This is a genomic window from Kurthia populi, assembly GCF_042686175.1.
Lineage (GTDB): Bacteria > Bacillota > Bacilli > Bacillales_A > Planococcaceae > Kurthia > Kurthia populi.
The window spans coordinates 1-20,733 of the sequence record NZ_JBHUOR010000120.1; the positions used below are offsets into that span (position 1 = coordinate 1).

A 20,733-nucleotide genomic window follows, 5' to 3' on the forward strand; every position below is an offset into this window, starting at 1 on the left:
CCGAAACGATGAACAACGGCTGACAAGCAGATAAAAAAGACATTCATGATTTGAATAAAATCGTGAATGTCTTTTCTTATTGACTAGGGTTTTGTCCCAGCCTCCTTTTTTACATTCGATCAAAGTGTAAGAAGCGTTTTCGCTGGAATTTCAGTAAGCCTTTATCCGATTCGATTAATTCACCATAGGTAAGGCCATTTACTTTGAATTCAATTCGTTTACCTTGTGCATGCTGAAAGGTAATATAGTAATCCATTGCCATAAAGGAATCACCACCGCCAAGTAACTCTGTACGCTTACTAACAATCTTTGCATGCGTCATTTCGATCTCTGCAGCGTTATTACGTTTATATTCATTAAATTCTTTAACTGCTACATATAGTATAAAACCTATCACAATAGTTGGTATAATGTAAAAAAATAAAAGCCCATCTGAAATATCCATGTTGAACACTCCTTTCTTTGCTATATGTCTATTATAAATAAATTTTGAAAAATTGCGATAATTTTACGAAAAAAAAGCCTAGAAATTTTCTAGGCTTAGTTAGAAATTAAAAATTATGCAGGATTTGCTTCAATTTCAATATGGATTTTGATGTCATCGCTAACTAAAACGCCGCCTGTTTCAAGTGCTGAGTTCCAGTTTAATCCAAAGTCTTTACGATTGATTTTACCGTCAGCTTCGAATGCTACAACTTCAACGCCCCATGGGTTTGTACCTTTACCATTGTATTCAGCATCGAATGTTACGGGTTTTGTGACACCACGAATTGATAAATCACCAGTAATTTTATATTCATCATCATCGACTTTTTTAATATCTGTCGCAACGAATTTCATTGTAGGATGTGTTTCTGCATCGAAGAAATCGGCAGAACGTAAGTGATTATCACGATCTTCGTTATTTGTATTAATTGATGCAATTTCAACTTCAAATTGAATGCTACCGCCAGATAAATCTTCTGGATTAATATCTAACTCTGAGTTGAAGCGATCAAAGTGACCTTTTACTTTTGAAATCATCATGTGTTTTGCTTGGAAACCAATTGAAGAGTGAGTTGGATCTACTACGTATTTTGCCATAACTAAAATTCCTCCTAATAAATGTTTTTATTGTGTTTAATTAACTTATTTACTTGCTGAACTCAGTATACAGTGATTTTATCTTAAATTCAAGAGTTATCAATTCAAAACATAAAATTATTTTGTTACACCAAAAATCATGTCGTGGCCATTAACGTCTTTCACAACCAACTTTTCCCCTTCGTCGGTAAATAAAACGTTTTCTTTTATTAAGTTTTGACGAAGCTCCTCTAGTTTCTCTAATGAAGATAGATGGAGTGAATAAGCCATTAGACCAGACGATGCAAGTGGAGGAAGGGGAGCGCCCACACCCATCCACGTATTCAAAGCGATGTGATGATGGTAGCCACCTGCTGAAATGAAATAAGCTGATTCATGGAAGTTTGTTTTGAAATCAAAGCCAAGTGCATCAAAATAAAGATGTTTTAATGAATCATCTAGTTTTGAGACATTTAAATGGATGTGACCAAGAATGGTGCCATCTGGGAAGCCAGTCCATGGGCGGCTTGGATCGTATAAATCTAAAATGGCTTGCACATCTACTGGCAATGTATCGGTTTCGATTGTGCCATCTTCATGAATCGTCCATTCATCATGTGGACGGTCATGGTAGATTTCAATGCCATTGCCTTCTGGGTCATCTAAATAAAATGCTTCTGAATAAAGGTGGTCGCCAGCGCCTGTAAAACGAATACCACGATTGGCGAGGTTGCCAATAACATGTCCAAGGTCTTCTTTGCTTTTTACTAAAATGGCAAAGTGGAAAAGACCTGTTGTACGTGGCGGACGCGGGATTGTGTTGTTTTCTTGGACTAAAATAAGCACAGGCTCATTGCTGCCAGCGCCAAATATGGCATGATCAGTAGTTTGTTCGATTAATTGAAAACCAAGTGATTGATAGAAAGCTGTTTGTTTTTGAATATCAAGCACGCGTAATTGTGTATAACCTAATTTCATTTGTGGATCTAATGTGAAACTCATCGTGAAATCTTCCTTTCAATACGAAAATATATAACTTACTTTATGTAACCTAATATATATTTATAACTTTATTACGTCAAGTAATTTAGTTACGAAAAGTTGAAAAGTTTTTTTAATGTATGTACAATAAGGGCACAAGGAGTGAAATAACATGGAACAACAAACAGGACTATGCCCTCGATTATCAAAAGCGATGGATTTAATTGGCAAACGCTGGGTTGGCCTTATTTTATATGAATTATTAGATGGACCTAAACGCTTTAATCAAATTGAGTCATCACTACCAATTAGTGGACGTTTGCTTTCAGAGCGTTTAAAAGAGCTTGAAAAAGAAGAAATGGTCGAACGCTGTGTCTATACAGAAGTACCGGTTCGCGTAGAATATAAATTGACAGACAAGGGTTATAGTATGAAAGGCGCAATCGCCGAAATCGAAAAATGGTCGAAAGAGTGGCTTTAATAGTAGAAAGCTTGTAAAATGTCTAATGAAGATTCATACTAAGTTGTGATGAACTTGAAGTAGAAAGGATTGGATTTTTCCATTATGAAAACGCAATGGGCAAAAGATTTAGCAAAAATCGTAGATCCAGCAAATGTTAAAATAGATGAACCATTAAATAAATACACAATGACAAAACTAGGTGGACCAGCTGATATTTTTGTTATGCCAGAAACGGAAGAACAGGCAAGCGCCGTTGTAAAATATGCACGCGCTCATAACATTCCTATTTTATTATTAGGCAATGGTTCAAATATGGTTGTTCGTGATGGTGGTGTACGTGGAATCGTTTTAAACTTTGCTAAATTAGACAAAGTAGAAGTGAATGGGACAGAAGTATATGCACAATCAGGTGCATTAATTAAAGAAGTATCAAAAATCGCCGCAGCGCATACATTAAGTGGCTTAGAGTTTTCTTGCGGCATCCCGGGTTCAATCGGTGGTGCAATGGCAATGAATGCGGGCGCTTATGACGGTGAAATTAATGATGTTATTAAAAGCTGTAAAGTATTAACAAAAGAAGGCGACATTTTAGAGCTTTCAAAAGAAGAGCTTAAATTGGGCTACCGTAAAAGTATTATCGCAGACGAAGGCTACTATGCACTATCTTCTCTATTTACCTTAGTAAAAGGTGCTCAAACAGCTATCGATGAAAAAATTGCTGATTTAACATTCAAACGTGAATCTCGTCAACCACTTGAATATCCATCAGCGGGCTCTGTATTCAAACGTCCTCCAGGTCACTTCGCAGGTAAATTAATCCAAGATAGTGGCCTTCAAGGTCGTGGTGTGGGCGGTGCAGAAGTGTCAACAAAACATGCAGGCTTTATTATTAATAAAACCGGTACAGCAACTGCAACAGACTATATCGAAACAATCCACATGGTACAACGTGTCGTGAAGGAAAAATTTGATATTGCGTTAGAAACAGAAGTTAAAATTGTTGGGGACGACTTACCAGCAACAGTGAAATAATGAATGTGAGGGCGCTCTTCTTTTTAGAGGGGCGTCTTTTTTTGGAGGTAAAGGATGAAATTTGTATCGTGGAATGTAAATGGGATTCGCGCTTGTTTGAAAAAAGGCTTTATGGATTATTTTCATGAAATGGATGCTGATTTTTTCTGCATTCAAGAATCAAAATGTCAGGCAGGACAAGTGGAGCTTGAGTTGCCAGGCTATGAACAGTACTGGAATTATGCGCTGCGTAAAGGATACTCAGGTACGGCAATTTTTACGAAGCATAAGCCGCTTCGTGTGAAATATGGTGTCGGTGATAAGGATACCGAAGAGGAAGGGCGCATTATTACGCTTGAATATGAGAATTTTTATATGGTGACGGTCTATACACCAAATTCAAAACGTGACTTAGCACGCCTACCATATCGTCTCGAGTGGGAAGATGAACTACGTGCGTATTTAGTTGAGTTAGACGCGAAAAAGCCTGTTATTTATTGCGGGGACTTGAATGTCGCGCATGAAGCGATTGATTTGAAAAATGCGAAGTCAAATATCGGCAATTCAGGATTTACGACAGAGGAACGTGGCAAAATGACGACACTGCTTGCGAGTGGCTTTACAGATTCATTCCGTGCACTACACCCAGATATGACGGACCGCTTCACCTGGTGGTCGTATATGAGTAAGGTACGTGAGCGTAATATCGGCTGGCGTATCGACTACTTTATCGTGTCCAATCGTTTAGCACCGGCTATTACCGAGGCAACAATGCATGATCAACAACTTGGCAGTGACCATTGCCCGGTTGTCTTAGAACTTGATTATGCGTAATTACGGTTTTGTCGCAGGCGGGGCAGTCATTGGCGTATTGCTACGGTATGGGTGTATGCTCATCGTGAGCGAGGCACTCGTGTTATGGATTGTGAATATTGCGGGGAGTCTTGGGATGGGTATGTTATATGCTTATTTTGAACGTTTTCCAAATACACAGCTTAAATTGTTACTTACGACTGGCTTACTCGGCTCCTTTACGACGTTTTCAGCATTTTCTGCAGAATGGCTTCGGTACATGCTACAAAGTCCATTGCAGGCACTCGCTTATGCATTTGGCATGACCATTTGCTGTGTAGTCGCAGCTTTTAGTGGTGATTGGTTAGTGAAACGGGGTGAGCGCGCATGATGATGCTCGCTGTAGCAGTTGGTGGTGCACTAGGCGCAGTTGTACGTTATGCACTGATTCAATGGCTTGAAAAAAGGGCACAGCCTTTTTATATGGCGACATTCATCGTTAATAGTGTTGGTTCGTTTTTGATGGGTATGGCGCTGCATTTATTTCAGTCATCCGTTATGCTTGCACTTTTTGTAACGGGCTTCTTAGGTGCACTAACGACGTTTTCAACGTTTGCCTTTGATACGGTCCGTTTACTAAAAATAAATCGACATAAGGCCATTATTTATATGCTACTTACATTGATAGTTGGCTTTGGTTGCATCGTGCTAGGGTATAAAATAAGATGAAGAAAGAAAAAAGCGTTTTAAAAGGTCCATCTTTTAAAGCGCTTTTATTATAATGAAGATAACTTAATTAATTATAGAAGGTGTTTATATGCGACTAAAAGAATGGACAATCGAAGAACAAGAACCACTGATTCACTTTTTAACGAAAAATGAATGGCCTTATCACGTACAATCTCACCCTGGTCGTGAATTAATTGAACGTACAATTGAAGAGGGTGGCTATGAGTCTGATGATGTAAAAACATTTTGGATTGAAAATGACGAAGGGCAAAAAGTCGGCATGGCGCAAATTTATGATTTGCAAGATGAGATTCCGGTTTTTGATTTACGAATCGCCGAGCAATGGCGTGGTTTAGGTTACGGGAAGCAGGCTTTAATGCTTGTGACAGAATTTATTTTTAGCTTGCCTGAGAAGAAAATTCGCTTAGAGGGACATACGCGCCAAGATAATGTACCAATGCGTAAAACATTTGAGAGTGTGGGTTTTGTGAAAGAAGCGCATTTCCGTGATGCCTGGTATATGCCAAAGGAAGATGCCTATTATGATGCCGTTACATACGGGATTACACGAGAGGATTTCTTTGGTAATAAAACAACACCTGTATCGTGGAATGACGAGCCGGTAGAATTCGATTATAAAAAATATTGGGACTTCCCATCACAATTTGAGACGGAGCGTTTAATTGTGCGTATGCCACGTGAAGAAGATACAGAAGTTGTCTATGATGCGATTTTACGTTCAGTTGGAAAACTAAAAATGTTCATGTCCTGGGCGCAAAAGAAGCCGACACATGAAAATGTAAAGGAAAGTATTCGTAAAGCCATTGCACGCTTTATGAACCGCGAGGAACTACGCTTCCATTTATTTTTGAAAGACACAGGTGAATTTGTGGGCGTTTTAGGCTTGCAGCATATTGATTGGACGATTCCAAAATTTGAAATCGGCTATTGGATTGATGAGCGCTGGAGTGGTAGAGGCTATATGACGGAGGCTGTGCATAGTATGACGTTATTTGCATTTGAAGATTTAGGTGCCAATCGTCTTGAAATTCGTTGTGATCGCGATAATATTCGTAGTCGTGCGATTGCAGAAAAAAATCATTTTGAACTAGAGGGCATCTTGAAGCAGGATTCTCGTAATGCAAATACGCATCAATTACGTGATACATGTGTGTATGCTAAAATCAGCTTAATTTAGCAGGGGGAATTTTTGTGGAGCAAACTGTTCCGTTAGTGAATGTGACAGAAGAAATTGTAAGGGGCACTGTACGCTTCTTACTAAACGGTCCGGAGTATCCAATGTATTGCAGTTGTGCAAAATGTGAGGCGAAAATATCGGCCATTGCATTAAATCATTTACAAAGTCATTATGTGGTAACCGCTGAGGACCGCGACCGCGCATTTGAATATCTTAGACAACAAGCGCAACTTGCGGAGTTAAATAGACAAGTTATTCACGCGATACACATAATTGGTCAAAATACGCACAAAAGCGAGTAACCCCTGAAACTTCCTTACGTTTTCATGTTAAGTGTAGTAAAATGGGAAGATAACTACTGGAAAGAGAGGGAATGTAGATGCCGACACCGAGTATGGAAGATCACATCGAACAAATCTATTTACTTATTGATCAGAAAGGTTACGCACGGGTATCAGACATCGCAGAAGCGTTGTCCGTTCTTCCTTCTTCCGTTACTAAAATGGTTCAAAAACTTGATAAAGATGGTTATTTAATATACGAACGTTACCGAGGACTTTCACTAACACCTAAGGGTAAAAAGTTAGGGAAACGTCTTGTTGAAAGACATAGTTTATTGGAGCAGTTTTTGCGACTCATTGGCGTCGATGAGAACTTGATTTACAACGATGTTGAAGGCATAGAGCACCACCTTAGCTGGAACTCCATAGACCGTATCGCAGACCTAATACAAGTACTGGAAGAGAATCCTAAGTTTGTACAAAAGATTGCTGCACTGAAAGATTTAGAGCATCACATTGAATAGTACGCGTCATAAAGTGAGAGGAGTTTTAACATGACTGAATTACAATCAGGAGATGTGGTAACACTTGTTGTTAAAGAAAAGTTAGCATCTCAATATGTATTAACAAACGATGAAGTGGATGTACCACTAAATGCATCGGAAGTGCTTGAGGAATTAAACGAGCATGATAAAGTAAAAGTATTTTTATACGCAGACCGTCGCGGCGATTTAGCAGCGACTACTGCCATTCCAACAATTACAAAAGACACATTTGGTTGGGCGCGCGTTATGCGTATGTCTCGTCATGATGGTGCTGTTGTAGATATTGGTACATCACGCGAAGTCGTAGTACCAGCAGAAGATTTACCACAAATTGAAGATGTATGGCCAGAAGTTGGCGACCATCTTTACATTACATTACGTGTCGATTATAACGGCAATTTATTTGGCCGTTTAGTGACAGAGGAACGTGTTATGGAACAATTTGAGGATGGCGAAGAAGAGCTGTTTAACCAAAATATTATTGCGCGCCCATACCGTCTATTACCAATCGGGACATTTTTACTTGGCGTCGATAAACCATACCGTATTTTTGTACACGAAACAGAACGTGATGCAGAGCCACGTCTAGGACAAGATGTTAGTGTACGTATTATCGAAGTAAAAGAAGACGGCACATTAAATGCCTCTATGAAACCACGTGTCTATGAACGTTTAACAGAGGATGCAGAACAAATCTTTAAATACCTTGAAGAGGTTGGCGGTCAAATGCCATTTAGTGATAAATCATCACCAGATGAAATTAAAGATATGTTTAACATTTCAAAAGGTTCATTTAAACGTGCATTAGGTACGTTAATGAAAGCCGGTCGTATCGAGCAAGTGGATGGCTGGACAAAAATTAAACACTAATTAAACATCAATTTAAAAAGGACGAAAAAGAAAGTATGAAACTTTTTCGTCCTTTTTTGCGTATTATAATCAAAATAGTTATTTAAGGGAGAGAAAAAACGATGAAAAAACGAGCTTATGCCATCATTGCAGCATTATGCCTAACGACAGCCGCAGTCGGCGCCACAGCCGTTACGATGACAAGTTTTACTCAATCAGCTTCAGCAGAAGTGGTAAATGAAAAATTAGGCGATCCAATCGTAGTGTACGGTGGATCTTTATCTGATAGCGAAAAAGAAACAGTGAAAAAAGATTTAGGTGTATCTGGTACGGTAAAAGAAGTAACGGTAACAGGTAGCGATATTGCGAAATATATTCAAAATGGTAATTCTTCAGCCCGTCTATATTCTTCAGCGAAAATTACCCCAGAGGATGCAGGCTATGGCATTGTGGTCGAAATTAAAACACCACAAAACATTACGCAAGTAACATCGGATATGTATTCCAATGCGATGTTAACAGCAGGGATTAGTGACGCGAAGGTAGAAGTAGCAGCACCAAAAGCCGTTACAGGTCACTCGGCACTTGCAGGCGTCTACAAAGCATATGAAGCAACAACTGGTGAAAAACTGGACACAGAGCGTACCGATGTGGCAAACCAAGAGTTAGACGTAGCGACAACATTAGCGGATAAAGCAGGGGTCGACCAAGATAAGGTTAGCCAGTTATTAACGGAAATCAAACAGCAAATTGCTGAGCAAAAGCCAGCGACAAAAGAAGATGTAGCAAAAATTGTGGATGACAAACTACAAAGCTTACAAATCAATTTAAGTGATGAGGACCGCCAGCTACTTGTTGATTTGATGAATAAAATTAGTAATCTAGACATTAACTTCGGTCAGTGGTCGGATCAATTAAATGATTTAGGAAATAAATTAACCGATTCAATTAATAACTTAAAAGATAGCGTCAATGAAAATACAGGTTTCTGGGATAAAGTCGTACAATGGTTCAAAAACTTATTTGGCATTGGTGACGATTCGAACGATAGCGAAACAAATCAATAAACTAAAAAGACTGAGCTGACGAGGCTTAGTCTTTTTTATTATTAAAAAAATGCGTTTATCATTGCAAAATAAAATATATGTGCTATTATATGACTATAAAGAATCTTGAATTCAAGATAACAAAAGGAGCGGATTAACATGACAGTAAACGTATCAGGAATTCACCACGTATCAGCAATTACAGCACAAATTGAACGCAATCATCATTTCTTTACACAAATTTTAGGTTTACGTCTTGTGAAAAAAACAGTCAATCAAGATAACACATCATCTTATCATTTATTTTATGCCGATGCAGTTGGCACACCAGGAACAGATATGACCTACTTTGATATTCCAGGAATGGGCCGTACATTACCGGGTGTCTCAAGTATTAACTCAACAGCTTTCCGTGTGAAATCAGAGGAAGCATTAACTTATTGGGTAAAACGTTTTGATGAGTACAATATTACACATGGTGACATTACAGAACGCTTTGGTCGGAAAGTATTGCCATTTCAGGATTTTGAGGATGCACGTTTCTTACTTGTAGTCGATGACGGGAAAGGTATTCCTTATGGTACACCTTGGACAAAAACAGATGTACCAGAACAATTTGCATTAGTTGGATTAGGCGGTGTGACATTAACACTCGCAAACCCAGCTGCTACTGAAAACGTATTGACACAGCTATATGGCTTTGAAAAAGTAGGCACATATCCATCACCAGTAGCAGGTCAGCCAGATATTGTTGTCTATTCATCAGGTGAGGGCGGCCCTGCAGGAGAAGTGCATATTGAAGAACGTCATGATTTACCGATTGAACGTCATGGTCGCGGCAGTGTGCACCATGTAGCATTTCGTGTGAAATCTGTTGAAGAATACGAAGCCATGGTCGCACAGTATGAGGCGCTTGGCCTTCACACTTCAGGAAAAATCGACCGCTTCTACTTCAAAGCTGTATATTACCGCGATCCAAATGGCATTTTATTTGAAGTATCAACAGATGAACCGGGCTTCTCTTCTGATGAACCAGTAGAACATATGGGTGAAGAACTTGCATTGCCTCCATTTTTAGAAGAACATCGTGAATCAATTGAAGCAACGCTACATCCATTAGCACTCGAAGAATAGTTAGCAACAGCTAATTTGGAAAATATATGCTACAATGACGGTAATTTAGTAGAAGGAGTGAATGAGCATGGAATTTGAATTAACAAATCGTGGTGGCGAGGAATACGCTTTTCAACATAAAGAAGGAGAGCGTATAGACGCAGAGATTAGTTGGACACAACTTGGAGATGTGATGGTAGTTGATCATACATTCGTCGACGATTCACTTCGAGGACAGGGTATTGCCAAACAATTATTAAATCGCGCCGCAGATTATGCACGTGAAAAAAATTATAAAATCGAAGCAGTGTGCTCTTATGTCGTCGCTGCCTTTGACAAATCTACAGATTACGATGATATTAAAGCATTATAATTGTGACAAACTATCGAGACTTGCGCATGCTAGTCTCGTTTTTTTTATTTGATGAAAAGGGTATAGAAAAGGGAAGGGCGAATACAGTCTACGAACGAAGATTGGTTAAGTGTTGTGAACAGGACGTTTGCGCATGTAGCTTGATTTTCTTAGATAACCAATTCGGTGCACCGGCATATGTAGAAAGGGTGGGAACCTATGAACCGAACGATTGAAAAAGTACTGGCGATGATTGCCTCGATTTTAAATGTCTTTGGTATTGCTGGTACTGGTGTCTTTATGTTTAGTATCGATAATCTTTTTAAAACGGAAAGTTTACAGCAACAAATTATTGAAGATGTACAACAAAGTACAGGAACAAAGCTGACATTAACAGATTTACAAGATCTTTCGCAGGTGTTTGGTTCGATTGGTTGGTTCGTCATTATTGTATTAATCATCAGTTTAATTATCGGCACAGCGGGCATGATTAAGTTGCATAGTGATACGAAGCTAGCGGGTATCTTATTTATTGGTGCAGGTATTTTTGCTTGTCTCATTTCTGTACCGTCTATTTTATTTTATATCGCAGCAATTCTTTGTTTTACACGTAAAAAAGCGCAGCCACAAGAATCACCAGTCGGCAAAAAAACACCGCACCAAATCTCAAATAATCAAGAACACATTAAATAACACAAAAAATAGGATAAAACACGTCATTTTCCTTTTTTAGCGTTCGCAACGAAAAACCGGAACCGCCACTGCGCGATTCCGGTTTTTCTTATGCTTCTAGGAACGGTTGTTTTTACACATATCGTATGTCCCAGTCTCTTTTAATCTCTTAATTAAAAAATTTACCGCTAATAATATTACTAATAACTTCCTTTACCTTAGGTGGCACACTGTTTAGGTCATCATGTTTTTTATAAATAACAAGATGCTGAATCATCGCAATTAATGCGCCAATCATGCCGACTTGCATAAGGGTCATATCGAGCTTAGGAAAGTGGCCTGTTTTTATACGTTTTTGCACCTCAATATCAGCGGGGGTTTCTTTATGAAATGTGGCGAGGTAGGTTTCTGATAGCTCGGGATATTTTACGGATTCACCGAATAAAATCATATATTGCGGCAAGTTTTTTTCGACCTTTTCTAAAAATAATGCCGTCCAACATTGTACTAATTCATTATTTGTTAATGTAGAGTAATCAGATGTGTCCTCGACAAAATGAGTTGGCTGGACAGAAGCGGTTAATAAATCTCGTTTACTTTTATAGTATTTATACATTGCAGCCTCTGAAATGGAGGCACCACGAGCAATCTCAGCTGTAGAAGTCGCATCGAAGCCCTTTTTATAAAATAGTTCGCGCGCAACGTCTAAAATACGTTGTTTTGTTAAATCGCCCTTAGTTGGCATGTTCTACACTCCGTTTCATTTGGTCAGTTGTGACATTATCGTAGCACAAAAATGTTGTGTATAAAATAAAGATTTACAGTAAGAGTATGGATTACTTTCAGTAGTTCAGGGGTATTTGTTAACTATAGAACTTTACGGGAGGCTTTTACTATGGCGAATAAAAAAAATACACTTCTCATTGCAGGGCTTGCAGCAGGTGCTTATGCTTATTTACGTAAGCAAGAAAATCGTGATAAAGCAGTAGCAGCATTTAACAGCACGAAAGACAAAGTGGGTGAATTTGTTACACAGCAAAAGCAAAATATGGACAGTAAACGAGGGGCAGATCCAGAGACTGGTGACCATACAATCATTCCAGACCGCGATACATCTTACTATATCGAAGAGAAGGAAATGGTTGATGAGGGCGCTTTAACAACGGTACAATATTTTAATGAAGAAAAGCAGGGAGAAGTTGACGAACAAGACAATTTGGCTTACTTTATTGAAGATAAAGAGATGGTAGATGAAGGTGCATTAACGAAAGTAGGCTATGAAAATGCAGATGCACAGGCCTTTGATGATAGTGAAAAAGAAAAGCAAAATTCGACTTCTTATCATAATGAAGACCGCGATATGATTTCAGAAGGTGCCGGTACAACGGTACACTATTATAACGAAAAACAAGATGCTGATTCGAAAAAGAACGGATAAGAAAAGAGACTGGGACAAAACACGTCATTTTCCTTTTTTAGCGTTCGCAACGAAAAACCGGAACCGCGCTACCGCGCGATTCCGGTTTTTCTTATGCTCATAAGAGAGGTTGTTACACGTACGTCAAAGCCTCTTTTTGGTGCGAACTAAGGTAGCATTGTACCATGTTCTGCAAGATTATTATGGAATGAGAAAGCTTTTGTCAGCATATGAGGTGTTTGACCACCAACAGTTGCTTTTGCTTCTTCAAAATAGTTACGAAGTGCTTCTTTATACATTGGGTGGGCACAGTTTTCAATAATTAATGCAGCGCGTTCACGAGGAGTTAAGCCACGTAAATCAGCGATCCCTTGTTCTGTAACTACAACATCAACATCATGTTCAGTATGGTCAACATGTGAAACCATTGGAACGATTGAAGAAATTTTACCGTCTTTTGCGACAGATTTTGTCACGAAGATTGATAAGCGACCAGCACGTGCGAAGTCACCAGAACCACCGATACCATTCATCATTTTGCTGCCGGATACATGTGTAGAGTTTACATTACCGTAAATGTCGAATTCTAGCGCTGTATTCATGCAAATAAGACCTAAACGACGGATGACTTCAGGGCTGTTTGAGATATCTTGTGGACGTAAAACAAGTTTATCTGCATATTCTTTAATACGTGGAAGAACGGCATCCATTTTTTCACGAGATAATGTGAATGAACAGCAAGAAGCCGATTTCACTTTACCAGCGTCGATTAATTCAAATACCGCATCTTGTAGTACTTCAGAATAAACTTCAAGCTCTTCAAATTCAGAATCAACCATACCAGCAAGTACAGCATTTGCTACTGAACCGATACCTGATTGAAGTGGCGCAAGTGTATTTGTTAGGCGACCTTCTTTAATTTCTTTACGGAAGAAATCAAGTAAGTGATTCGCCATTTGTTGTGTTTCAGCATCTGGAGGCACGATGTTAGAAGGAGAATCTTCTTGTTCAGTGACAACGATGGCGACAACTTTATTCATGTCGAGTTTAATACCTTTAGCACCAACGCGGTCATTTGCATGCATGATTGGGATTGGGCCACGTTCACCTTGTTTTTCAGGAACATAGATATCGTGTAAGCCTTCTAATTCAGCAGGAGCAGCGACATTTAATTCGATGATTACTTTATCAGCTGATTCTACATAAATAGGAGAGTTACCGACAGATGATGTAGGGATTAAGTAGCCATCTTCTGTAATTGCAGTCGCTTCGATAATTGCGACATTAATTTTCATCGCACCTTGACGAAGGTATTCTGATGTTACAGATAAATGTTGGTCGATAAAACCAACGTCACCTTTGTTGATGTGACCACGCATTGTGCGGTCTACTTGGAAAGGTAAACGTTTGCGAACGATACCAGCGTCTGACATAAGTGCATCGGTATCAAAACCAAGGGAAGCACCTGTGTAGACATCTACTTTAAAATCTTCTAGTCCTTTTGCGCGTTCTACAAGAGCGTGCGGTACAAATTTAGCGTCACCTGCGCGAGTAAATCCGCTTAAACCAAGTGTATCGCCATTGTTGATTAATGCTGCAGCGGCATCAGCAGACATTACTTTGTCTTGTAAGCCGGTGAAGCGTAATCTTTCTTCGACTGTGCTAGTCATAAAAATTGCCTTCTTTCTTTATTATAAAAATACTCATGAAAAGGGCGCTTTTCGTTTCCGAAAATAACATCGCCCTCATTATAGTAAATTTTATCACCAAATTGTCACAAATTCTTTTTATGATGTATGAAAGGGATGAATTGTTAGCTATTAGAGAAAATTAAAGTTTATTGTAGCAAGCTCCATATTATTGTGATATATAAAAAAACGTGCGTTATGCAGAAGCATAACGCACGTTAGCTAGATTCTTAGAAACCTAATGAACGACGGAAGTAGCTAGCGTAGCGTTGGCTAACAGGAATGCGCGTGCCGTCTTTCATGATTAATAAGAATGTTGAGTGTGAATCTGGTTGAATTTCATCGATGTAGTCAATGTTAACGATGTAAGAACGGTGACAACGAATGAATGTGTCAGGCGATAAGAAAAGTTCTAAGTCGCTTAAGTTTAAGCGGTGGTACCCTTCTTTTTTCATCGTTTTTACAAATGTTTTACGAAGTTGTGTTTCTAAGTAAATCACTTCATTGTGTTTTACTGGGTACCAGCAATCATCGATTTTAATTGTGATGTAGTTTGTTAAGAATGGAGATGGCTTTTGAGGGAAGATAGCTGTGATAGCACCCTTCGTTTCGCCTTCCTCTAACAATGGAATACTCATACCATAGTATGGTACACCAAATACATCTGGTTCGATAAATGAGTTAATTTTTTGGCCGTAATCAAGGGCTTTGTGTGTTGCTGAGCCTTCAGGGATCTCGTCACCAGGCTTAATCTTTAAGTCGATTTTTTTGCTTGGTTGATAATATAAATACTTTTCTGTATCCGAGATTACAATAGAAGTATTATCCGGGAAAAATTCTTTAATGACCTCTATTAATTCTTCAATTGATTTGGGATCCATCCATTCATACCTCGTTTCTTCCGATATCTTAAATTCATTTCATCCTGTCATAACATTTTACTATAGTTTGTTTCCAAAATTAAGTACTAAAAATAAATTCTCTACAATTAGGGTCAAAAATAATGCTTTTAAGCAGAAAATTTGCCACTTAGAATGATTGTAAACGCTTATGTTTTACGTGTGAAGCAATATGTCTTGAAAATAATAAAAATATCTTCTCAGCGTATTAAATAAAATGAAGCAAAATGCTTTCACATCGTAACAAAAAAATGATATTTTGTCGACTTATGTAGAATGGACTATAACTTTTATTATAAATAATAAAAATTGCATAATTTTTTTCAAAATTGCCTTTTCCTTTACTGCATAATATTGTATAATTTTTATAAAAATCACTCAATTACTTTGTAAATTATTTAAGTATAACGACCTAAACGGCGGATTTGTAAAAAAATTAGGTTGTAGCTATTCGTGCATGAATTGATACTAATGTCATTGATTGATTGTTTTGGGTTATTACAAAATGCATATTTATCAGAAAGATGGGGATTCTATATGTTACAACATCAATATTCTATCTCAGAAGCAATCTCAAAGCGTTATTTCCAAGAAATAGAGACAATGAACCGCTATGATGGTATTGAAACGTTTTATGAAATTGAAGCACAGCTTATAAGAGAAATTTATCAATTAGAAACAGAAGCTGCAAAAGAATCATTACGTGCGCTAATTGATTTATTATCAGAACGTTCTGGAAAGCATTTTTTCCGAGCTGTTCGTCATTATTTTATCGTGCTGTCATCCGTTGTTACACGCAAATTAATCGACAATCAAGCACCACTGAAAAAAGCGTTTGCTTTTAATTCAGCATGTGTACAAATGGTCGATGAACGCATGAATGATGCAGAATTTTTACAATTCGCAGATGATTTAGTGGAGTTTTATATTTATGTGATTTCAGAACGTAAACAGCCTTCTTACAAGCATCAAACGGTGAATCGCGTCATTATGTTTATCGATGATGAGGTCGAAACCGATTTATCAGTAGAAGATATTGCGCTGCATTTCTCAATTAGTACAAGTCATTTATCACGTATTTTTAAAGAACATGTGGGGATTACATTAGTTGAATACTTAAATGTACGTCGTGTTGAGGAATCTCAATATTACTTACGTCATACAGCGAAGAGCATTTCAAATATCTCAGAGCAATTCCATTTCTGTAACCAAAGTTACTATACGAGAATATTTAAAAAATACGTTGGTTTGACGCCAAAACATTTCCGCGATCAGCCAGATCATGAATATTTCCGATTCCAATTGCCAGAACGTTTAGTGTAATTTACAAATATTCGAAAAATCGTTCTTCTTTAATTTGATATGTAATAGAGAAATACGGTATACTTCACTATAGTTTAAAATAATGATGTAGGTGAAAAAATAGTGAAGAAGAAAATAGGCTTACTTTCAATGCTGGGCCTTGCACCGTTCATTTTAGCTGGATGTGAGTCGGTTAAAAATGGTGAAGGCTTTTTCTATAGCACATTTGTAAAACCTATGGAATTCCTGCTAGATTTCTTTGGTAATACATTATTCGATGGTGGCTATGGTGGCGCAATTATTATCATCACAGTATTAATTCGTTTAATCTTAATGCCGTTCATGCTGAAAACGTATAAAAACCAACAAGGCATGAAAATGAAAATGGATAAGCTTCGTCCAGAAATGGAAGAAATCCAAAAGAAATTAAAAGCAGCGTCTTCTAAGGAAGAACAAATGGCGCTACAACAAGAGATGATGGGACTTTATAAAAAATATGATGTCAATCCGCTAAATATGGGTTGCCTTCCTATGATTATTCAAATGCCAATCATCATGGGCTTGTACTATGCAATTCTGTATTCAGAAGAAGTACATGCACATAAATTCTTATGGTTCGAGCTTGGTGAGCCAGATATTATCATGACATTAATTGCCGGTGCGATTTACTACTGGCAATCAAGAGTTTCGATGGCAAATATGCCAACGCAACAACAAGCACAAATGAAAATCATGATGTATATCTCACCAATCATGATCATGGTGATTTCATTCTCAAGTATGGGTGCATTACCACTTTATTGGTCAGTCTCTGGTTTATTATTAGTCGGTCAAACATATCTTGGTCGTATTTTATATCCACCACTAGACGAACATGGTAATCCAATCAAAAAAGAGAAAAAATCAAAAGGTGCCGCAGAAGCAGTTGTTGCTGAACAGCCACAAGAAAAGCGTAAATTAACGCCTGCAGAACGCGCAGCGAAAGCACAAAACAAAAAGAAAAAATAATGTATAATTAAGTCAGAGTGTCTAGATGCTCTGACTTATTTTTTTGAGGAGGTGGAGGGAGCTCGTGAATATTCAACGTATTACAGGTATTGTGACGGCGATAGCGAGTGTATTAGCTGTCTGGTTTTTATTTAAACAGCAATATGCCATTGCAGTTGTTTTAATATCGTTCACGTTCACATTAACCAATGCATTACGTGCAAAAGATATGAAAGCAAAAGGATATGTGAAAGAGTCAAAAGTGATGCGCACAATATCTATTTTCTTTGGTATTTTAACCGTCGCAGCAATCGTGTCTCTATTCATTTAATATAGTTTAAAGTCAGGGGAGAGCAATATGAAAAAATCATTTATTCGATTCCCAATGATTACATTAGCGGCAAGTGCACTGCTTCTTGCAGCTTGTGGAAATGATGCGGAAGAGAAAAAAACGACAGAATCAGAACAAACAACAACTGAAAAAACGACTGAGGATAACACAGCGACGGAAAAGCCAGTAGAAGAAAAGTCTGCAAAAGAGGAAGTGGAACGTGATGCAGGTGGCTATATTATTGACCAAGAGCCCGCAACAGAGGTGAAAAAGGTGGATGGTGTGGTTATTGCGAATAAACGATTCCCAATGCCAGGTGACTATGCACCAGGTGAAAGTGCGGATGCACGTGCGGCGTTTAATGAATTAAACAAAGCGGCACAACAAGCAGGCTATACATTTAATGCATTTAGCACGTATCGTTCATACGACCGCCAAACAGAGCTTTACAATAACTATGTCGCAAAAGATGGCCAAGAAGCAGCAGACCGCTACAGTGCACGTCCAGGCTTCTCGGAGCATCAAACGGGATTAGCATTTGATATTGGTGAAACAAGTAACCCAAATGACTATGCATCGAATCGTTTTGGTAAAACAGAAGCCGGAAAATGGCTTGCTGAACATGCACATGATTATGGTTTTATTATGCGCTACCCTGATGGAAAAGAAGAAATAACAGGTTATATGTATGAATCGTGGCATTTCCGCTATGTTGGAAAAGACATTGCCACTGAAATTTATAATAATGATTCAACACTTGAAGAATACTTAGGTGTTGAAGGGTAAATGGAAAAAGCTGTCGCATGAGGACAGCTTTTTTTCATAGTGGGGTATAGAGAAATGGGAGGCGAAACAATGAAGAATTGGGTAAAAGCAGTAGGCTGTACAGCGCTTATAATCGGACTACTAGGGACTACGATGACGGATACAGTTGTGGCGAAAAGTGATTATATTGCTGGACAAAAGCTACCGAAAAAGCCAACAATAATCGATGGCATTATTTTAGTGAATAAGGAAACACCACTGCCATCAAGCTATGCGCCGGGTGAAAGTGACAAAGCACGTGCCGCCTATACACGCTGGAATAAGGCGGCGAAAAAGGCGGGATATCGCTTCGAGGCGTTTAGCACATATCGCTCATATGCACGTCAAAAAACGTTGTATAACAACTATGTCGCGAAAGATGGACGTAAGGCAGCAGATCGCTATAGCGCACGTCCAGGCTTTTCAGAGCATCAAACGGGTCTAGCCTTTGATATTGGCGAAACGAAGCGCCCATCTGAATATGCGTCGACACGCTTTGGTGAACGCGCAGCAGGCAAGTGGGCCGCGAAGACCGCGCACCGTTATGGCTTTATTATGCGTTATCCAAAGGGGAAAGAAAAAGTAACCGGTTATATGTATGAGCCATGGCATTTCCGTTATGTTGGTAAAACCGCAGCGACCAAGATATATAAAGAAAAACTGACATTAGAAGCGTATTTAAAAGCAAAATAATAAATAAAAGAAGGCATTGCGTCACAACGCGCAATGCCTTCTTTTTATAAAATCGGTGAAAGGAGTCGTGAAATCGATTCTTTCATTTTAATGACACGCGAACGTTCCTCATAAATTTTAGGCGTTAGTTCATGCGAATACAGCATATCACGCTCAAACAATTCAGCGAGTTGATGCGAGACATTACGATCGTAAATAAATGCATTGACCTCAAAATTTAATTTGAAGCTACGTGAATCGATATTTGCTGTACCGACAGTAGAAGCCTCATCATCGATAACAATCATTTTCGCATGCAAGAAGCCGTTATCATAAATATAGATTCGAGCGCCTGCTTGGATAAGTTCGCCTACATAGGAATAGGTCGCCCAGTACACAAACATATGGTCAGGCTTGTTTGGAATCATAATACGCACATCGATGCCTGAAAGACAGGCGATACGCACGGCATCCATAAAGCTATCATCTGGAATGAAATACGGCGTTTGGATATAGATATACTTTTTCGCCATATTAATGAGCTTTAAATAACCGTTTTTAATTTGCTCCCAGTCGGAATCAGGTCCACTTGAGACAATCTGTAATCCGACCTCACCCTTACGTGAAATAATCGGGAAGAAATGGTCCTCATATTGCAGGTCTTTTCGGTCAGATGCTTGATTCCAATCGAGTAAAAAGCGTGTTTGTAGCGGATGCACCGAGCTTCCCTCAAGTCGTAAATGCGTATCACGCCAGTAGCCAAATTTTTTATCTAACCCTAAATATTCGTCTCCAATATTAAAGCCACCAATATAGCCAATGCGCCCATCAATAATGACAAGCTTTCGGTGATTACGATAATTCATTCGTGGATTGATAAGTGGCAAAATGGACGGGAAAAATACTTCGACCTCACCACCAGCATTTAATAATTGCTTGAAGTGGCGCTTATGTACGCCGCGCGAACCCATTTCATCATAAAGTAAACGTACCTTCACACCGCGCTTCGCCTGTTTAACAAGTGCATCTAAAATGCGATTGCCGAGATGATCCAAACGGAAAATGTAATACTGGATATGAATATTCGTTTTTGCGGCTAAAATATCTTGAAGTAACGTTTCGAATTTTTCGTGTCCATCATCGAAAATATCGACTTTATTATCTTGCGTAAGCACGGCGTGATTATTAATTAAATGCATATAAATTAAATCACGAAATGGTTCAGAATCATTTAGACGATACTCAAAAGTATTGTTTTTAATGGCCTCGATTTGATAATCAACGAGTGAGTCGATGCCAATCTTTTTACGACCTTCCCAGCGGAATAAGTGCTTCTGACGTAATCGTCTCCCAAATAAAAGATAAATAATAAAGCCGCCAACAGGGAAGAAGAATAATACGAGTATCCACGCCCAAGTAGATGTAGGCTCACGTCGTTCTAGGAAAATAATCGTTGCGGCAAAAATAAAGTTAATAAATAAAGTTACACCTATAATTGAGAACGGAATATAAGTGAAATCAAGTAATTGACTGAGCAAC

Annotated in this window: 26 protein-coding genes; 19 read left to right on the top strand and 7 right to left on the bottom strand. The window is 38.5% G+C overall.

The genetic code is table 11. The features are described from left to right. Positions 1–109: 109 nt before the first annotated feature. The 3 genes from ACFSY7_RS13665 to ACFSY7_RS13675 form a co-directional block, all read right to left on the bottom strand. Entirely contained in the window at positions 110–445 is a 336-nt protein-coding gene (locus ACFSY7_RS13665; RefSeq protein WP_126991426.1) for a DUF2500 domain-containing protein, read from the bottom strand. 113 nt (positions 446–558) lie between these two features. Next, entirely contained in the window at positions 559–1,083 is a 525-nt protein-coding gene (locus ACFSY7_RS13670) for a YceI family protein (RefSeq protein WP_380148217.1), read from the bottom strand. Between the two features lie 117 nt (positions 1,084–1,200). Beyond that, entirely contained in the window at positions 1,201–2,064 is an 864-nt protein-coding gene (locus ACFSY7_RS13675; protein ID WP_380148218.1) for a VOC family protein, read from the bottom strand. Positions 2,065–2,215: 151 nt separating this feature from the next. Here ACFSY7_RS13675 and ACFSY7_RS13680 point away from each other — a divergent pair, with 151 nt between their 5' ends. The 13 genes from ACFSY7_RS13680 (at position 2,216) to ACFSY7_RS13740 (ending at position 11,115) form a co-directional block, all read left to right on the top strand. Further along, the gene (locus ACFSY7_RS13680; RefSeq protein WP_126991423.1) at positions 2,216–2,524 is read left to right on the top strand and encodes a winged helix-turn-helix transcriptional regulator; all 309 of its coding nucleotides are present in this window, start codon (positions 2,216–2,218) and stop codon (positions 2,522–2,524) included. An 81-nt stretch (positions 2,525–2,605) separates the two neighbouring features. Then, positions 2,606–3,538 (top strand): UDP-N-acetylmuramate dehydrogenase, encoded by a 933-nt coding sequence (murB, locus tag ACFSY7_RS13685; RefSeq protein ID WP_370323624.1) that lies wholly within the window; start codon positions 2,606–2,608, stop codon positions 3,536–3,538. A gap of 54 nt (positions 3,539–3,592) precedes the next feature. Continuing rightward, positions 3,593–4,351 (top strand): exodeoxyribonuclease III, encoded by a 759-nt coding sequence (locus ACFSY7_RS13690; RefSeq protein WP_126991421.1) that lies wholly within the window; start codon positions 3,593–3,595, stop codon positions 4,349–4,351. Then, the gene (locus ACFSY7_RS13695) at positions 4,344–4,700 is read left to right on the top strand and encodes a fluoride efflux transporter FluC (RefSeq protein WP_380148232.1); all 357 of its coding nucleotides are present in this window, start codon (positions 4,344–4,346) and stop codon (positions 4,698–4,700) included. Before ACFSY7_RS13690 ends, ACFSY7_RS13695 begins: the two co-directional genes overlap by 8 nt. Then, positions 4,697–5,038: a fluoride efflux transporter FluC gene (locus ACFSY7_RS13700; protein WP_126991419.1), complete on the top strand. Its 342-nt coding sequence runs from the start codon at positions 4,697–4,699 to the stop codon at positions 5,036–5,038. Before ACFSY7_RS13695 ends, ACFSY7_RS13700 begins: the two co-directional genes overlap by 4 nt. A gap of 88 nt (positions 5,039–5,126) precedes the next feature. Continuing rightward, positions 5,127–6,236 carry a GNAT family N-acetyltransferase gene (locus ACFSY7_RS13705; RefSeq protein ID WP_380148219.1) on the top strand — a complete coding sequence of 370 codons (1,110 nt, stop codon included), beginning with the start codon at positions 5,127–5,129 and terminating at the stop codon, positions 6,234–6,236. Between the two features lie 14 nt (positions 6,237–6,250). Continuing rightward, complete coding sequence (locus tag ACFSY7_RS13710; RefSeq protein WP_126991417.1) at positions 6,251–6,538, top strand: late competence development ComFB family protein; 288 nt, start codon at positions 6,251–6,253, stop codon at positions 6,536–6,538. A gap of 77 nt (positions 6,539–6,615) precedes the next feature. Beyond that, entirely contained in the window at positions 6,616–7,041 is a 426-nt protein-coding gene (gene mntR, locus ACFSY7_RS13715; protein ID WP_126991416.1) for a transcriptional regulator MntR, read from the top strand. Between the two features lie 30 nt (positions 7,042–7,071). Then, a complete protein-coding gene (locus tag ACFSY7_RS13720; protein WP_380148220.1) occupies positions 7,072–7,932 on the top strand; it encodes a CvfB family protein in 861 nt (286 codons plus the stop codon). Between the two features lie 101 nt (positions 7,933–8,033). After that, entirely contained in the window at positions 8,034–8,978 is a 945-nt protein-coding gene (locus tag ACFSY7_RS13725; RefSeq protein ID WP_139995778.1) for a DUF1002 domain-containing protein, read from the top strand. 138 nt (positions 8,979–9,116) lie between these two features. Then, positions 9,117–10,091: a ring-cleaving dioxygenase gene (locus ACFSY7_RS13730; RefSeq protein ID WP_139995780.1), complete on the top strand. Its 975-nt coding sequence runs from the start codon at positions 9,117–9,119 to the stop codon at positions 10,089–10,091. A 67-nt stretch (positions 10,092–10,158) separates the two neighbouring features. Continuing rightward, entirely contained in the window at positions 10,159–10,443 is a 285-nt protein-coding gene (locus tag ACFSY7_RS13735) for a GNAT family N-acetyltransferase (protein ID WP_126991412.1), read from the top strand. A 198-nt stretch (positions 10,444–10,641) separates the two neighbouring features. Further along, the gene (locus tag ACFSY7_RS13740; RefSeq protein ID WP_139995782.1) at positions 10,642–11,115 is read left to right on the top strand and encodes a DUF4064 domain-containing protein; all 474 of its coding nucleotides are present in this window, start codon (positions 10,642–10,644) and stop codon (positions 11,113–11,115) included. A 148-nt stretch (positions 11,116–11,263) separates the two neighbouring features. On the opposite strand, the gene ACFSY7_RS13745 is transcribed toward ACFSY7_RS13740, so the two are convergent. Continuing rightward, positions 11,264–11,839: a TetR/AcrR family transcriptional regulator gene (locus tag ACFSY7_RS13745; protein WP_380148221.1), complete on the bottom strand. Its 576-nt coding sequence runs from the start codon at positions 11,837–11,839 to the stop codon at positions 11,264–11,266. 150 nt (positions 11,840–11,989) lie between these two features. On the opposite strand from ACFSY7_RS13745, the gene ACFSY7_RS13750 reads away from it, so the two are divergent. Further along, positions 11,990–12,532 carry a hypothetical protein gene (locus tag ACFSY7_RS13750; protein ID WP_186439685.1) on the top strand — a complete coding sequence of 181 codons (543 nt, stop codon included), beginning with the start codon at positions 11,990–11,992 and terminating at the stop codon, positions 12,530–12,532. 146 nt (positions 12,533–12,678) lie between these two features. Here the strand turns inward: ACFSY7_RS13750 and ACFSY7_RS13755 are convergent, their stop codons facing one another. Beyond that, a complete protein-coding gene (locus ACFSY7_RS13755; RefSeq protein ID WP_380148222.1) occupies positions 12,679–14,181 on the bottom strand; it encodes a succinate CoA transferase in 1,503 nt (500 codons plus the stop codon). Positions 14,182–14,429: 248 nt separating this feature from the next. Then, complete coding sequence (locus tag ACFSY7_RS13760; RefSeq protein WP_010307316.1) at positions 14,430–15,080, bottom strand: LytTR family DNA-binding domain-containing protein; 651 nt, start codon at positions 15,078–15,080, stop codon at positions 14,430–14,432. Positions 15,081–15,635: 555 nt separating this feature from the next. On the opposite strand from ACFSY7_RS13760, the gene ACFSY7_RS13765 reads away from it, so the two are divergent. The 5 genes from ACFSY7_RS13765 to ACFSY7_RS13785 all read left to right on the top strand — a co-directional run bounded on the left by ACFSY7_RS13765 (position 15,636) and on the right by ACFSY7_RS13785 (position 19,215). Further along, on the top strand, positions 15,636–16,421 hold the full coding sequence (locus ACFSY7_RS13765) for an AraC family transcriptional regulator (protein WP_380148223.1): 786 nt from the start codon (positions 15,636–15,638) through the stop codon (positions 16,419–16,421). 102 nt (positions 16,422–16,523) lie between these two features. Beyond that, the gene (yidC, locus tag ACFSY7_RS13770) at positions 16,524–17,408 is read left to right on the top strand and encodes a membrane protein insertase YidC (protein ID WP_126991407.1); all 885 of its coding nucleotides are present in this window, start codon (positions 16,524–16,526) and stop codon (positions 17,406–17,408) included. 64 nt (positions 17,409–17,472) lie between these two features. Then, entirely contained in the window at positions 17,473–17,718 is a 246-nt protein-coding gene (locus tag ACFSY7_RS13775; RefSeq protein WP_126991406.1) for a hypothetical protein, read from the top strand. Between the two features lie 27 nt (positions 17,719–17,745). Beyond that, on the top strand, positions 17,746–18,504 hold the full coding sequence (locus ACFSY7_RS13780; RefSeq protein WP_380148224.1) for a D-alanyl-D-alanine carboxypeptidase family protein: 759 nt from the start codon (positions 17,746–17,748) through the stop codon (positions 18,502–18,504). A 69-nt stretch (positions 18,505–18,573) separates the two neighbouring features. Next, positions 18,574–19,215, top strand: coding sequence for a M15 family metallopeptidase (locus ACFSY7_RS13785; protein WP_380148225.1), 642 nt, complete (start codon positions 18,574–18,576; stop codon positions 19,213–19,215). A 44-nt stretch (positions 19,216–19,259) separates the two neighbouring features. Here the strand turns inward: ACFSY7_RS13785 and cls are convergent, their stop codons facing one another. Continuing rightward, entirely contained in the window at positions 19,260–20,732 is a 1,473-nt protein-coding gene (gene cls / locus ACFSY7_RS13790; RefSeq protein ID WP_380148226.1) for a cardiolipin synthase, read from the bottom strand. Between the last annotated feature and the right edge of the window lies 1 nt (position 20,733).

What these genes read in the sequence shown, in the direction of transcription:
- ACFSY7_RS13665 (WP_126991426.1), bottom strand. Translation starts at nt 445, where the DNA reads ATGGATATTTCAGATGGGCTTTTATTTTTTTACATTATACCAACTATT.
- ACFSY7_RS13670 (WP_380148217.1), bottom strand. Translation starts at nt 1,083, where the DNA reads ATGGCAAAATACGTAGTAGATCCAACTCACTCTTCAATTGGTTTCCAA.
- ACFSY7_RS13675 (WP_380148218.1), bottom strand. Translation starts at nt 2,064, where the DNA reads ATGAGTTTCACATTAGATCCACAAATGAAATTAGGTTATACACAATTA.
- ACFSY7_RS13680 (WP_126991423.1), top strand. Translation starts at nt 2,216, where the DNA reads ATGGAACAACAAACAGGACTATGCCCTCGATTATCAAAAGCGATGGAT.
- ACFSY7_RS13690 (WP_126991421.1), top strand. Translation starts at nt 3,593, where the DNA reads ATGAAATTTGTATCGTGGAATGTAAATGGGATTCGCGCTTGTTTGAAA.
- ACFSY7_RS13695 (WP_380148232.1), top strand. Translation starts at nt 4,344, where the DNA reads ATGCGTAATTACGGTTTTGTCGCAGGCGGGGCAGTCATTGGCGTATTG.
- ACFSY7_RS13700 (WP_126991419.1), top strand. Translation starts at nt 4,697, where the DNA reads ATGATGATGCTCGCTGTAGCAGTTGGTGGTGCACTAGGCGCAGTTGTA.
- ACFSY7_RS13705 (WP_380148219.1), top strand. Translation starts at nt 5,127, where the DNA reads ATGCGACTAAAAGAATGGACAATCGAAGAACAAGAACCACTGATTCAC.
- mntR (WP_126991416.1), top strand. Translation starts at nt 6,616, where the DNA reads ATGCCGACACCGAGTATGGAAGATCACATCGAACAAATCTATTTACTT.
- ACFSY7_RS13720 (WP_380148220.1), top strand. Translation starts at nt 7,072, where the DNA reads ATGACTGAATTACAATCAGGAGATGTGGTAACACTTGTTGTTAAAGAA.
- ACFSY7_RS13725 (WP_139995778.1), top strand. Translation starts at nt 8,034, where the DNA reads ATGAAAAAACGAGCTTATGCCATCATTGCAGCATTATGCCTAACGACA.
- ACFSY7_RS13730 (WP_139995780.1), top strand. Translation starts at nt 9,117, where the DNA reads ATGACAGTAAACGTATCAGGAATTCACCACGTATCAGCAATTACAGCA.
- ACFSY7_RS13735 (WP_126991412.1), top strand. Translation starts at nt 10,159, where the DNA reads ATGGAATTTGAATTAACAAATCGTGGTGGCGAGGAATACGCTTTTCAA.
- ACFSY7_RS13740 (WP_139995782.1), top strand. Translation starts at nt 10,642, where the DNA reads ATGAACCGAACGATTGAAAAAGTACTGGCGATGATTGCCTCGATTTTA.
- ACFSY7_RS13745 (WP_380148221.1), bottom strand. Translation starts at nt 11,839, where the DNA reads ATGCCAACTAAGGGCGATTTAACAAAACAACGTATTTTAGACGTTGCG.
- ACFSY7_RS13750 (WP_186439685.1), top strand. Translation starts at nt 11,990, where the DNA reads ATGGCGAATAAAAAAAATACACTTCTCATTGCAGGGCTTGCAGCAGGT.
- ACFSY7_RS13755 (WP_380148222.1), bottom strand. Translation starts at nt 14,181, where the DNA reads ATGACTAGCACAGTCGAAGAAAGATTACGCTTCACCGGCTTACAAGAC.
- ACFSY7_RS13760 (WP_010307316.1), bottom strand. Translation starts at nt 15,080, where the DNA reads ATGGATCCCAAATCAATTGAAGAATTAATAGAGGTCATTAAAGAATTT.
- ACFSY7_RS13765 (WP_380148223.1), top strand. Translation starts at nt 15,636, where the DNA reads ATGTTACAACATCAATATTCTATCTCAGAAGCAATCTCAAAGCGTTAT.
- ACFSY7_RS13780 (WP_380148224.1), top strand. Translation starts at nt 17,746, where the DNA reads ATGAAAAAATCATTTATTCGATTCCCAATGATTACATTAGCGGCAAGT.
- ACFSY7_RS13785 (WP_380148225.1), top strand. Translation starts at nt 18,574, where the DNA reads ATGAAGAATTGGGTAAAAGCAGTAGGCTGTACAGCGCTTATAATCGGA.